The sequence below is a fragment of the Streptomyces inusitatus genome (assembly GCF_014651115.1).
Lineage (GTDB): Bacteria > Actinomycetota > Actinomycetes > Streptomycetales > Streptomycetaceae > Streptomyces > Streptomyces amakusaensis.
Genome location: NZ_BMWG01000006.1, coordinates 242915 through 256335 on the forward strand (window position 1 = coordinate 242915; position 13421 = coordinate 256335).

The following is a 13421-nucleotide window of genomic DNA, read 5'->3' on the forward strand; positions in this document are numbered from 1 at the left end:
CGAAAGCCCCCCCGGGGGGCCCGCCCCCTAACCCCGGAGGGTCACACCCCCGACAGGGGGGGGCCCAGGGCCGTCCGCCCCCCCCCAGCCGCCGCGAGCGCACGGCTCGCGGCGGTTTCGTGTGTCCCGGCCCCTTCTCGGGGGCGTGGTCCATCGACATTTACTAGGACGTCCTAGTAAATTCAATGTATGGACGCTGAAGCGATGGAGGCAGGCCGCCGACGCTGGCAGGCCCGCTACGACAAGGCACGCAAGCGGGAGGCGGACTTCTCGACGCTCTCGGGGGACGCGGTCGACCCCGTCTACGGCCCCAGGCCGGGCGATGTGTACGAGGGCTTCGAGCGCATCGGCTGGCCCGGCGAGTACCCGTACACCCGGGGGCTGCACCCGACCGGCTACCGGGGCCGCACCTGGACCATCCGGCAGTTCGCCGGCTTCGGCAACGCCGAGCAGACCAATGAGCGCTACAAGATGATCCTGGCCGCCGGCGGCGGCGGGCTCTCCGTCGCCTTCGACATGCCGACCCTCATGGGCCGGGACTCCGACGAGGACCGCTCCCTCGGCGAGGTCGGCCACTGCGGGGTCGCCATCGACTCCGCCGCCGACATGGAGGTCCTCTTCAAGGACATCCCGCTCGGCGATGTCACCACCTCCATGACGATCAGCGGCCCGGCGGTCCCCGTCTTCTGCATGTATCTGGTCGCCGCCGAGCGCCAGGGCGTGGACCCCGCCGTGCTCAACGGCACGCTCCAGACCGACATCTTCAAGGAGTACATCGCGCAGAAGGAGTGGCTCTTCCAGCCGGAGCCCCATCTGCGTCTCATCGGCGACCTGATGGAGCACTGCGCGCGCGCCATCCCCGCCTACAAGCCGCTCTCCGTCTCCGGCTACCACATCCGCGAGGCAGGGGCGACGGCCGCGCAGGAGCTGGCGTACACGCTCGCCGACGGCTTCGGCTATGTCGAGCTGGGGCTCAGCCGGGGCATGGACGTGGACGACTTCGCGTCCGGGCTCTCCTTCTTCTTCGACGCCCACCTCGACTTCTTCGAGGAGATCGCCAAATTCCGGGCCGCCCGCCGGATCTGGGCCCGCTGGATGCGCGAGGTGTACGGCGCGAAGAGCGACAAGGCCCAGTGGCTCCGCTTCCACACCCAGACCGCGGGCGTCTCGCTGACCGCGCAGCAGCCCTACAACAATGTCGTCCGCACGGCGGTCGAGGCGCTCTCCGCGGTGCTCGGCGGCACCAACTCGCTGCACACCAACGCCCTGGACGAGACCCTCGCCCTCCCCAGCGAGCAGGCGGCGGAGATCGCCCTGCGCACCCAGCAGGTGCTGATGGAGGAGACCGGCGTCGCCAATGTCGCCGACCCGCTGGGCGGCTCCTGGTACGTCGAGCAGCTCACCGACCGGATCGAGGCCGACGCCGAGCGGATCTTCGATCAGATCAGGGAGCGCGGTCTGCGCGCCCACCCCGACGGGCGGCACCCGGTGGGGCCCATGACCTCGGGGATCCTGCGCGGCATCGAGGACGGCTGGTTCACCGGCGAGATCGCCGAGTCCGCGTTCCGCTATCAGCGGGCGCTGGAGAAGGACGAGAAGCGGGTCGTCGGCGTCAATGTCCACCACGGCTCGGTCACCGGCGATCTGGAGATCCTCCGGGTCAGCCACGAGGTCGAGCGCGAGCAGGTGCGCGAGCTGGCGGACCGCAGGGCCCGCCGCGACGACGAGGCCGTACGCGTCTCGCTCGACGCGATGCTCGTCGCGGCCAGGGACGGCTCCAACATGATCGCCCCGATGCTGGCGGCGGTGCGCGCGGAGGCGACCCTCGGGGAGATCTGCGGCGCGCTGCGGGAGGAGTGGGGCACCTACACGGAGCCGCCGGGCTTCTGACCGTACGCCCGGGGGCCGACCCAGGCTCCCGGGCCCTGGCCCTGGCCCCGGCCCTCGGCCCCCGGGCCCGGCCCTCGGGCCCCGGCTCAGTCGCTCAGTTCCGCAGCGACGCCAGCCCCGACAGCAGCAGCCTGGTGAAGCGGCGGGCCCAGGCCGCGTCCACCGGCTCCGCGCTGACCAGCGTCCGGTGGACGACCGCCCCGGCGATCACGTCGAAGATCAGATCGGCGTTGCGCGCCGCCGTCGCCGGATCGTCCTCGTACGGCAGCTCGCCCCTGGCCTGCGCCCGGGCCCGCCCCTGGAGCACCAGCCCCTTCTGCCGGTCCACGATCGCCGAGCGGATCCGGCCGCGCAGCGCCTCGTCACGGGTGCCCTCGGCGACCACCGCCATCAGCGCGGTGCGCGTCTCCGGCCGCTCCAGCAGCGCCGCGAATCTGAGCACCACACACTCGACATCGGCCGTGAGGCTGCCCAGATCCGGCAGTTCGAGTTCGTCGAAGAGATGGGCGACGGCGTCGACCACGAGTTCGCTCTTCCCCGCCCAGCGGCGGTAGAGCGTCGTCTTGGCGACCTTCGCCCGGGTCGCCACATCGCCCATCGTGAGCTTGGACCACCCCAGCTCCACCAGGGCCGCCCGGGTGGCTTCGAGGATCGCGCAGTCGGCCTCGGCGCTGCGGGGCCGCCCCCGGGGGCCGGTGCGCACAGCGCCGTCGGTGACGTCCGGACGAGGGGGCTGCTTGGGCATGACGGCGACCATACCGGCGGGTAGGCCTTTCGCTGTGAGCCAGTTCACCGGAGGAATCTCACACCGCGAGGGTTCGCGGAGTTACGCTACGGGCCGTAGCGAAAGCCCTCAGGGGCTGAGCGACGACCACGGGCGCGGGGTGGGGACCCCGCGCCGATGAAGCATCCGCACGATGGAACACTCGGGCACCGAGCACCGGAAGCGCCGTTGGCACGGTCTTACCGGCCGCACTTTTCCCATGCGCGCGCGGAAGGGGGAGGATGTACTCATGCAGCCTAGGAACATGTCCATGAGCGGCGTCGTCGACCTCGCCGCAGTGAAAGCGGCCGGAGAGGCCAAGGTCAAGGCCGAGCAGGCCCGCGCCGAGGCCGCCCGCCAGGGCGGCGCCGTCGCCGTCTCCCCCGCCAGCCTGGTGATCGACGTCGATGAGGCGGGCTTCGAGAGCGAGGTGCTCCAGCGCTCCGCCGAGGTCCCGGTCGTCCTCGACTTCTGGGCCGAGTGGTGTCAGCCCTGCAAGCAGCTCAGCCCGCTGCTTGAGCGCCTGGCCCAGGAGTACAACGGCCGCTTCGTGCTGGCCAAGGTCGATGTCGACGCCAACCAGATGCTGATGCAGCAGTTCGGCATCCAGGGAATCCCCGCGGTCTTCGCGGTGGTCGCCGGACAGGCGCTGCCGCTCTTCCAGGGCGCGGCCCCCGAGCAGCAGATCCGCCAGACGCTCGACCAGCTGATCCAGGTCGCCGAGGAGCGCTTCGGTCTCACCGGTGTCGCCGTCGACCCCGAGGCCGGCGCGGCCCCGGAGGGCGCTGCCGCCCAGGAGCCCCCGGCCGGTCCGTACGACGCCCTGCTGGAGGCCGCCGTACAGGCCCTGGACGCGGGCGACTTCGCCGGAGCTGTCCAGGCGTACCGCAATGTGCTCTCCGACGACCCCGCCAACACCGAGGCCAAGCTCGGCCTCGCCCAGGCCCAACTGCTGGGCCGGGTGGGGGGACTCGACCCGCAGCGGGTGCGCCAGGAGGCCGCCGAGAAGCCCGCCGATGTGACCGCGCAGCTCGCCGCCGCCGATCTGGATCTGGTCGGCGGCCATGTCGAGGACGCCTTCGGCCGGCTCGTGGAGACGGTCCGCCGCACGGCGGGCGACGACCGGGACGCGGCGCGGGTACGGCTGCTGGAGCTGTTCGAGGTGATCGGCCCCGACGATCCGCGAGTGTCATCGGCCCGTTCGGCGCTCGCGAGGGTGCTGTTCTGAGCCATATTCCGGAGTTCCGGAGCGGGCGTTCCGTTCCGCCGGGAATGCAGTGATTTGCGGCGGTGGCACCGAGGGTGTGCCACCGCCGTTTTGGCGATGATGCCTGTGTGCGATCGCTCTTTGCCGAAACTTGGTAATTCCGACGCCTGTTACTCGCAGTAAATCAAGTCCTTTCTTCTGTCCGTTTATCGACGGCATTTACCCCTTCTGCTGACACACTCGGCTGCACCCTGTGTGGCTGCTCGACGCTTGTCGCCGACGGCGTGGTTACCGGCCCGTTACCAGTGAGTAACGACCCCTCTTGTGCCTCGGCCTCGAATGGACCACGATCGGCGACGCTCGGTCCAACAACGCGCCGGCCCGGCACCCAGCCGCGCCGCGATCTTGGGTCCCCACCGGGTCGGCCGGCGCAGCGATGCCGACCGTGGACAGGGGGGTTCCCGCCCCAGCGGCGGGACCTGTCCGATGTGTGTCGCGCGTGATGCGTCAGGCGCGGCCAGTGGTTGTCGCTCGGGGGTGATCGCCGGTGTTCAGAATGCCGAACATGGCCGAAAGCGCGGGCGCTCTCCTTCCCGAGGACGTAGCACTTCTCCCATCCCCGGACGGACCGGTCAGTGTCCGGACCGGAGATGTACGTCCGAGAAGGAGGAAAGTCATGGAGTCTGTGGCTCGTGGCGGAACGAGATGGAAGCGGTTCGCCCTGGTCATGGTGCCGAGCGTGGCCGCGACGGCCGCGATAGGCATCGGTCTGTCACAGGGGGCGCTGGCGGCGTCCTTCGCTGTGTCGGGCCAGGAGTTCAAGGTGACGGCCGATTACCTCGACGGGCGGGGCTTCGCCCAGTACGGCGGGGTCGACGTCGGCTACGAGGAGATGGAGGGCGAGCGGCTCGTCCAGCACCCGGTGGCCATCTCCGCGTTCAAGAGGGCCAGGATCGAGGGCATGTGTCAGTCGGTGGTGACCGATGTGCCGTTCCTCGGCAAGATCACCCTCAAGCTGAAGGCCGGCACCAAGCAGGACCGCCCCGTCGTCGCGGGCAATCTCTATCTGGACATCTCCCAGCTGGACGCGAACGCCAAGTTCCACAACATCGACATCGGCGTCGCGGCCAAGGACACGGACAACGCCGAGAGCGATCCGGGACCCACCACCGGCAAGGGCCCCGCGGTCAAGAGCGACGACCGGATCCTGGAGAACGGCTTCGCCCAGCAGGCCGAGCGCGCCGAGCTGTGGGACGTCGAGCAGAAGGCATGGGCGACCACGGCCGGAACCTTTGAACTGAAGGATCTGAACATGCGGCTCCTGCGCGGCAGCGGCGACGGGGTCGAGTGCTTCTGACGGCGACCCCGTCCCGGGTGGGCGGGAGCGCTCCCCGTTCCCCGCCCACCCGATCAACTCCTCACGCGGCAACACCAGTTCCAGGGAGCTGTTTTCCATGAACGCCGAGTCCATGGCCACGGGGCAGAACGAGCACGTCCTTCGCGTCCTCAGGCGGCGGTTCCGCGACTGGCGGGGACAACGCCCCTTCTGGGCAGGGGTGTTCACGCTGCTCGGCGGTGTGCCGATCGCCTACTTCCCGTACGCGAGCATGAAGCTCGGCAATCTGACCCTCTCCATGTCCACCACCGCAGGCGCCGGATCGCTGATCATCGGCGTTCTGCTCGTCACACTCGGGCTGACGATGTGGTTCCACCACATCGTGCGGGTGTTCGCGGGAGTGGCGTCGATCCTGCTGGCCCTGATCTCGATCCCCATCGCCAATCTGGGCGGATTCGTCGTCGGTTTCCTGCTGTCGCTCGTCGGCGGCGCGCTCTCCATCTCGTGGGCGCCCGGGAAACCGCTGCCCGCGCCCTCCGGCCAACCGGCGTCCGGGGAGGCGAGAGACGCCGGCACGGGATGGGACCTTCCCGCGGACCTTCCCGGCGGGGCCACGCCCGAGACCACCACCGAAGCCGACGGCGGGAGGAACCGTGCAGGGTGATGCCGCACCGCTGACGGACACCGGGGGCGAGAGGCCCCGGCCGCCCGGAAGGGGCCCCCGGCACGCGGCCCCCAGGAAGTCCCTGCTGTCCAGGCTGCATGGGCCCGCGGGCAAGGCGATGGCCCTGGCCGCGATGCCGACCGCCGTGCTGATGGGCATCAGCCTCACCCCCCGGCCGGCGATCGCGGAGGACAAGGAGATCCCCTACGCCCCCGGCCCCTGTGTGACCCGCTCCGACGAGCCGTCCGGATCCACGTCGCCCAAACCCTCCACGAGCCCCTCGCCGTCGGCCGCCTCGACCCCCACCTCCACACCCTCCCCTCCCTCTCCGACCCCGACCCCGAGCCGGTCGGCGCGGAGCGCGCAGGCACGGTCCACGGCCCCCGAGAAGCCCGCCGAGCCGGATTCCGAGCCCGGGCAGGAGCCCGGGCAGGAGCCGGGTTCCGACGCGGACGAGGAGAAGACCGGGAATCCACTGGACCCGCTGGGGCTGGGCGACGCGATCGAGGACCTTCTCGACGGCGTCGGCGAGAAGACAACGCCGCCCCCCTCGCACCCCGGGAGCGCCGAGCCCGAGAAGCCCACCGCCGCCGGGCGGCCGGAGGAGACCGACCCCACGACCGCTCCCACGACCACACCGCCGACGAAGCCCGCATCGAGCGCTCCGGCCGGAACGCCCCGGAAGGCCATCGAGAGCGCGGCGGTGAAGGCGGGCGCGGCCGTCGAGGAACTCGACGAGGACGCCAAGGGCCTCGACCCCAAGAAGGACGACTCCATCCCCGAAGGGGCCAAACCCCGCTTCCCCTGTGCCACCCCCGACCCCGAGGCGCTCGCCGCCGCGAAGCTCGAACCCGGCCGCCCGCTGCTCCCGGACGACCCCTGGGTGCTGGAGAGTTCACTGCTCACCCTGACCGGTCTGAACTACCACGGCATCGTGGAGGTGCGGACCGGCGGCGGCAAGATCAAGAAGGCGCTGAAGTTCACCGCGACCGGCGTCGACATCAGAGATCTCCACCAGCTGGTGAAGGGCCCCGAGGGCACCACCATCCACGCCCGGGCCCGCCGGGGCTCCACCTCGACCATCCGCGAGGCGACCGTGACGATGTACACCGAGGAGATGAAGGGCAATCTCTTCGGCCTGATCCCCGTCACCTTCACCCCCCGCACCCCGCCCCCGGTGAACCTCCCCTTCGCCTTCTTCACCGACGCCAGGGTGACGCAGGCGGGCCAGTTCGGCGGCACGCTCTCGGTGCCGGGGCTGCGCAACCATCTGACCGAGGACACCGCCCAGGAGTGAGAACGGCCGCGGGCCGTGCTCCCTCGTACGAAGGGAAGCACGGCCCGCGGCCGACAGCGGTGCGGTGGTACGGAGGACTACGCCTCGTTGCCCAGGTGGTGCACCCGGACCATGTTGGTCGTGCCCGGGACGCCGGGGGGCGAGCCGGCGGTCATGATCATGGTGTCGCCGTCGTTGTAGCGCTGGAGCTTGTGCAGCTCGGCGTCGACCAGGTCCACCATGGCGTCGGTGTTGGCCACGTGCGGAACGACGAAGGCCTCGACGCCCCAGCTCAGGGAGAGCTGGTTGCGGGTCGACTCCTCGGTGGTGAAGGCGAGGATGGGCTGACACGCGCGGTAGCGGGAGAGACGGCGGGCCGTGTCACCGGACTTGGTGAAGGCGACCAGGGCCTTGCCGTCCAGGAAGTCCGCGATCTCGCAGGCCGCACGGGCGACGGAACCGCCCTGGGTACGCGGCTTCTTGCCCGCGACCAGGGGCTGGAGGCCCTTGGACATCAGCTCGTTCTCGGCGGCCGTCACGATCTTCGACATCGTCTTGACGGTCTCGATCGGGTAGGCGCCCACCGAGGACTCGGCGGAGAGCATCACCGCGTCCGCGCCGTCCAGGATCGCGTTCGCCACGTCCGAGGCCTCGGCGCGCGTCGGACGCGAGTTGGTGATCATCGACTCCATCATCTGGGTCGCCACGATCACCGGCTTGGCGTTCCGGCGGCACAGCTCGACAAGGCGCTTCTGCACCATCGGGACCTTCTCCAGCGGGTACTCCACCGCGAGGTCGCCACGGGCCACCATCACACCGTCGAACGCCATCACGACGTCTTCCATGTGGGCGACGGCCTGCGGCTTCTCCACCTTGGCGATGACGGGGACACGGATGCCCACCTCGTCCATCACCTTGTGGACGTCCTTGATGTCGTGGGCGTCGCGCACGAAGGAGAGCGCGACCATGTCGCAGCCCATCCGCAGGGCGAAGCGCAGGTCCTCGATGTCCTTCTCGGAGAGCGCCGGGACATTGACCGCCGCGCCGGGCAGATTGATGCCCTTGTGGTCGGAGATCACACCGCCCTCGACCACGATCGTCTTCACCCGGGGGCCGACGACCTCGACCACGCGCAGCTCGACGTTGCCGTCGTTGATCAGGATCTGGTCGCCCTTGGAGACATCGCCGGGCAGCCCCTTGTACGTGGTGCCGCAGATCGACTTGTCACCCGCCACGTCCTCGGTGGTGATGGTGAACTCATCGCCGCGGATCAGCTCCACGGGACCCTCGGCGAAGGTCTCCAGGCGGATCTTCGGACCCTGGAGGTCGGCGAGGACGCCCACCGCGCGGCCGGTGTCCGCGGAGGCCTTGCGGACGCGGTGGTACCGCGCCTCGTGCTCCCCGTGGGAGCCATGGCTCATGTTGAAGCGGGCCACATTCATTCCGGCCTCGATGAGCGTCTTCAGCTGCTCATACGAGTCGACGGCGGGGCCCAGTGTGCAGACGATTTTGGAACGGCGCATAAGGCGGATCCTATCGGTTTGTTTCGAGTCGGAATATTCCGGCCGGCGGAATGTACAAGTGGGCGGGACCCCGCTCAGCCGAGTGCATTTTCGGACACCAGCGCAAACGTCTGGCGCGCGATCTCCAGCTCCTCGTCCGTGGGAACCACCGCCACCGCGACCCTCGCGTACGGCGTCGAGACGAGCCGTGCCCCGTCCGACCGCTCCGCGTTGAGTCCGCTGTCCAGAGCCAGGCCCAGCTCTTCGAGCCCGGACACCGCGGCCTCGCGCACCGGCGCCGCGTTCTCGCCGACCCCGGCGGTGAACGCGATCGCGTCCACCCGGCCGAGGACCGCGTAGTACGCGCCGATGTATTTCTTCAAACGGTGTATATAAATGTCGAAAGCGAGCTGTGCCCGCTCGTCGCCGGCGTCGATCCGGCGGCGGATCTCCCGCATGTCATTGTCGCCGCAGAGGCCGACCAGACCGCTCTTCTTGTTGAGCAGTACGTCGATGTCATCAGTGGACATCCCCGCCACCCGCATCAGATGGAATGTCACCGCCGGGTCGATGTCGCCGGAGCGGGTGCCCATGACCAGCCCCTCCAGCGGGGTGAGGCCCATCGAGGTGTCCACGCACCGGCCGCCGGCCACCGCCGAGGCGGACGCGCCGTTGCCGAGGTGGAGGACGATCACATTGACGTCCTCGGGGTCCTTGCCCAGCAGCCGGGCCGTCTCCCGCGCGACATAGGCGTGCGAGGTGCCGTGGAAGCCGTAGCGCCGGATCAGATGCCGGTCGGCGGTCTCCGTGTCGATGGCGTAGCGCGCCGCCGACTCCGGCATCGTCGTGTGGAAGGCGGTGTCGAAGACCGCGACCTGCGGCAGATCGGGCCGCAGCGCCTGGGCGGTGCGGATGCCGGTGATGTTCGCCGGGTTGTGCAGCGGGGCGAGCGGCACCAGCCGCTCCACCTCCGCGAGCACCTCCTCGTCGATCACCGTCGGCTCGGTGAACCTCAGCCCGCCGTGGACCACCCGGTGGCCGATCGCCGCCAGCCGCGGCGAGTCCAGTCCCAGCCCGTCGGCGGCCAGCTCCTCGGCGACCGCCTTCAGCGCGGCCGCGTGGTCGGCGATCGGAGCCGTACGCTCCCGCTTGCCGCCGGCGTCCCCGAGCAGCGGGGTGTGCACCAGCCGGGAGGTCTCCTCACCGATCCGCTCGACCAGGCCCACCGCCAGCCGGGCGCCGCCGCGCATGTCGAGGAGCTGGTACTTCACCGACGAGGAGCCGGAGTTGAGGACGAGGACTCGGGTCGCTGTCATGGGGCCTTCTGTGTCTTTCGTGTGTGGGGGCGGGTCAGGCGGAGGGGACGGGCGCGGCCTGCGGCTGGGCCTGGATCGCGGTGATCGCGACGGTGTTCACGATGTCGCTCACCAGCGCGCCCCGGGACAGGTCGTTCACCGGCTTGCGCAGGCCCTGGAGCACCGGCCCCACCGCCACCGCGCCGGCCGAGCGCTGCACGGCCTTGTAGGTGTTGTTGCCGGTGTTCAGGTCGGGGAAGATCAGCACGGTCGCCCGTCCCGCCACCTCCGACTCCGGCAGCTTGGTCGCGGCCACGGAGGGCTCCACCGCCGCGTCGTACTGGATCGGACCCTCGATCCGCAGCTCCGGGTGCGAGCCGCGCACCAGCTCGGTCGCCTCCCGCACCTTGTCGACGTCCGCGCCGGAGCCGGAGGTGCCGGTGGAGTACGAGAGCATCGCGATCCGGGGCTCCACACCGAAGCGGGCGGCGGTCGCCGCCGACTGCACGGCGATGTCCGCGAGCTGCGCGGCATTGGGGTCCGGGTTGACCGCGCAGTCCCCGTACACCAGCACCTTGTCGGCGAGGCACATGAAGAAGACGGAGGAGACGATCGCCGCGTCCGCCCGGGTCTTGATGATCTCGAAGGCCGGCCGGATGGTGGCCGCCGTGGAGTGCACCGAGCCGGAGACCATGCCGTCCGCGAAGCCCTCCTCGACCATCAGGGTGCCGAAGTAGTTCACGTCCGCGACCACGTCGTACGCCAGCTCCGTGGTGACGCCCTTGTGGGCGCGGAGCTGGGCGTACCGCTCGGCGAAGCCCTGGCGCAGCTCGGAGGTGTTCGGGTCGATGAGCTGTGCGGCACTGAGGTCGATGCCGAGGTCGGCGGCCTTCTTGCGGATCGTCTCGACGTCGCCGAGGAGGGTCAGGTCGCAGACGTCGCGGCGGATGAGCACATCGGCCGCCCAGAGCACCCGCTCCTCCGTGCCCTCCGGCAGCACCACCCGGCGGCGGTCGGCGCGGGCCTGCTCCAGCAGCTCGTGCTCGAACATCATCGGGGTGACATGGCCGCTGCGGACCACCGCCAGCCGGGCGAGCAGCTCACCGGTGTCGACATGGCGCTCGAAGAGCCCGAGGGCGGTCTCCGCCTTGCGCGGGGTGGAGGCGTTGAGTTTGCCCTCCAGGCCGAACAGCTCGGCGGCCGTCGGCCAGCTGGTGGTGGGCACCGAGATCACGGGGGTGCCGGGGGCGAGCCGGGTGGCCAGGGTGAGGATCTCCTCGCTCGGCCGCTCGTCGAGGGTGAGCAGCAGCCCGGCGATCGGCGGGGTGCCCGCCGAGTGGGCGGCCAGCGCGCCGACCACCAGATCGGCGCGGTCGCCCGGGGTGATCAGCATGCAGCCGGGGGTCAGCGCCTTGAGGACGTTCGGCAGCATCGCGCCGCCGAAGACGAAGTCGAGGGCGTCCCGGGCCAGGCCCGAGTCGTCGCCGAGCAGCACGGTGCCGCCCAGCGCGTGGGTGATCTGGGCGACCGTGGGCGCGGCGAGCGCGGGCTCGTCGGGCAGTACGTAACAGGGGACGGGGAGGCGGGCCGCGAGCCGCTCGGATATGACCGCGCGGTCCCCGGGGGCGACCCGGTTGACCACCATGGCGAGCACATTGGCCCCGAGCGCCTCGTAGGCGCGGTGCGCGTTGCGGGCCTCGGCCCGCACCGACTCGGCGGTCTGGCCCTTGCCGCCGACCACCGGGATCACGGACGCGCCGAACTCATTGGCGAGCCGGGCGTTCAGCGCCAGCTCGTCGGGGAGCTGGGTGTGCGCGAAGTCGGTGCCGAGCACCAGCACCACCTCGTACTCCCGTGCCACCTGGTGGAAGCGGTCGACCAGCCGGGAGACCAGCTCGTCGGTGCCCTTCTCGGCCTGGAGCGCGGAGGCCTCGTGATAGTCCATGCCGTACACGGACGCCGGGTCCTGGGTCAGCCGATAGCGCGCCCTCAGCAGCTCGAAGAGCCGGTCGGGACCGTCGTGCACCAGCGGGCGGAAGACGCCCACCCTGTCCACCTGGCGGGTGAGGAGTTCCATGACTCCCAGCTCGACGACCTGCCGGCCGTCCCCGCGGTCGATGCCGGTCACGTACACGCTGCGCGTCACGCGTGCTCTCCTGTCCGTGTTCGCTTAACGGGCCCTGTTGTCCGACATCTGCCCGGTGACAGCTCGTACAAAAGGCCGTACAAAAAAACCGCTGGACGGCGGCTTTACCTCTTGACAATACCTCTGGCGGTGGCTAATGCGCCTGCCGGGCCGGATGGGGCCGGTGGGCCCTGTGCCCTTGGGGCGACCGGCCCCCGCGCCACCCCGGGACCGCACCCCGGCGGGCGGGAGCGCAGCCCCACACGGCCCATGGAACAATTGACGCCAGGGTCACGTGTACCACCCGAAGAGCAGGAGACACAGCACGATGCGTATCGGAGTTCTCACCGCAGGGGGCGACTGCCCCGGACTGAACGCAGTGATCCGGTCGGTCGTGCACCGGGCCCTGACGGGGCACGGCGACGAGGTCATCGGATTCGAGGACGGTTTCAAGGGGCTGCTCGACGGCCACTACCGCCCCCTCGACCTCAACGCGGTCAGCGGCATCCTCGCCCGCGGCGGCACCATCCTCGGCTCGGCCCGCCTGGAGCGCAACCGCCTCCGCGAGGCCGCCGAGAACTGCGGCGAGCTCCAGCGCCGCTACGGCATCGACGTCCTCATCCCCATCGGCGGCGAGGGCACCCTCACCGCCTCCCGGATGCTCGCGGACGCCGGGATGCCCGTCGTCGGCGTCCCCAAGACCATCGACAACGACATCTCCGCCACCGACCGCACCTTCGGCTTCGACACCGCCGTCACCGTCGCCACCGAGGCCATAGACCGCCTCAAGACCACCGCCGAGTCCCACCAGCGCGTCATGGTCGTCGAGGTCATGGGCCGCCACGCCGGCTGGATCGCCCTGGAGTCCGGCATGGCCGGCGGCGCCCACGGCATCTGCCTCCCCGAGCGCCCCTTCCAGGTCGAAGACCTCGTCAAAATGGTCGAGGAGCGCTTCTCCCGCGGCAAGAAGTTCGCCGTCATCTGCGTCGCCGAAGGCGCCCACCCCGCCGAGGGCTCCATGGACTACGGCAAGGGCGAGATCGACCAGTACGGCCACGAGCGCTTCCAGGGCATCGGCAACCGCCTCGCCTCCGAACTCGAACACCGCCTCGGCAAAGAAGCCAAACCCGTCATCCTCGGCCACGTCCAGCGCGGCGGCGTCCCCACCGCCTACGACCGCGTCCTCGCCACCCGCTTCGGCTGGCACGCCGTCGAGGCCGCCCACCGCGGCGACTTCGGCAAGATGACCTCCCTCCGCGGCACCGACGTCGTGATGGTCCCGCTGGCGGACGCCGTCACCCGCCTGAAGACCGTCCCCACAGAGCGCATGTACGAGGCCGAGTCGGTCTTCTGAGCCACCTGC

At 70.4% G+C, this 13421-nt stretch carries 10 protein-coding genes; 6 read left to right on the forward strand and 4 right to left on the reverse strand.

Going from position 1 to position 13421, the window contains the following annotated elements:
• Positions 1–189: 189 nt before the first annotated feature.
• Positions 190–1890: a coenzyme B12-dependent isobutyryl-CoA mutase large subunit gene (gene icmA, locus IE247_RS13705; protein ID WP_190123333.1), complete on the forward strand. Its 1701-nt coding sequence runs from the start codon at positions 190–192 to the stop codon at positions 1888–1890.
• A gap of 94 nt (positions 1891–1984) precedes the next feature.
• Here the strand turns inward: icmA and IE247_RS13710 are convergent, their stop codons facing one another.
• The gene (locus IE247_RS13710) at positions 1985–2635 is read right to left on the reverse strand and encodes a TetR/AcrR family transcriptional regulator (RefSeq protein ID WP_229869097.1); all 651 of its coding nucleotides are present in this window, start codon (positions 2633–2635) and stop codon (positions 1985–1987) included.
• A 268-nt stretch (positions 2636–2903) separates the two neighbouring features.
• Here IE247_RS13710 and IE247_RS13715 point away from each other — a divergent pair, with 268 nt between their 5' ends.
• From IE247_RS13715 to IE247_RS13730, 4 genes are all read left to right on the forward strand, one after another.
• Positions 2904–3881 (forward strand): tetratricopeptide repeat protein, encoded by a 978-nt coding sequence (locus IE247_RS13715; protein ID WP_190123334.1) that lies wholly within the window; start codon positions 2904–2906, stop codon positions 3879–3881.
• A 655-nt stretch (positions 3882–4536) separates the two neighbouring features.
• Positions 4537–5217, forward strand: coding sequence for a DUF6230 family protein (locus tag IE247_RS13720; protein ID WP_190123335.1), 681 nt, complete (start codon positions 4537–4539; stop codon positions 5215–5217).
• Between the two features lie 97 nt (positions 5218–5314).
• The gene (locus IE247_RS13725; RefSeq protein WP_190123336.1) at positions 5315–5860 is read left to right on the forward strand and encodes a DUF6114 domain-containing protein; all 546 of its coding nucleotides are present in this window, start codon (positions 5315–5317) and stop codon (positions 5858–5860) included.
• Positions 5850–7157, forward strand: a complete 1308-nt coding sequence (locus IE247_RS13730; protein WP_229869098.1) for a hypothetical protein — start codon at positions 5850–5852, stop codon at positions 7155–7157. Before IE247_RS13725 ends, IE247_RS13730 begins: the two co-directional genes overlap by 11 nt.
• Positions 7158–7234: 77 nt before the next feature.
• On the opposite strand, the gene pyk is transcribed toward IE247_RS13730, so the two are convergent.
• The 3 genes from pyk to pta all read right to left on the reverse strand — a co-directional run bounded on the left by pyk (position 7235) and on the right by pta (position 12079).
• Complete coding sequence (gene pyk / locus IE247_RS13735) at positions 7235–8659, reverse strand: pyruvate kinase (protein ID WP_190123337.1); 1425 nt, start codon at positions 8657–8659, stop codon at positions 7235–7237.
• Between the two features lie 74 nt (positions 8660–8733).
• Positions 8734–9954, reverse strand: coding sequence for an acetate kinase (locus tag IE247_RS13740; RefSeq protein WP_190123338.1), 1221 nt, complete (start codon positions 9952–9954; stop codon positions 8734–8736).
• A gap of 34 nt (positions 9955–9988) precedes the next feature.
• Positions 9989–12079: a phosphate acetyltransferase gene (gene pta, locus IE247_RS13745; RefSeq protein WP_190123339.1), complete on the reverse strand. Its 2091-nt coding sequence runs from the start codon at positions 12077–12079 to the stop codon at positions 9989–9991.
• A gap of 307 nt (positions 12080–12386) precedes the next feature.
• On the opposite strand from pta, the gene IE247_RS13750 reads away from it, so the two are divergent.
• Positions 12387–13412, forward strand: coding sequence for an ATP-dependent 6-phosphofructokinase (locus IE247_RS13750; RefSeq protein ID WP_190123340.1), 1026 nt, complete (start codon positions 12387–12389; stop codon positions 13410–13412).
• The last annotated feature ends 9 nt before the right edge of the window (positions 13413–13421 follow it).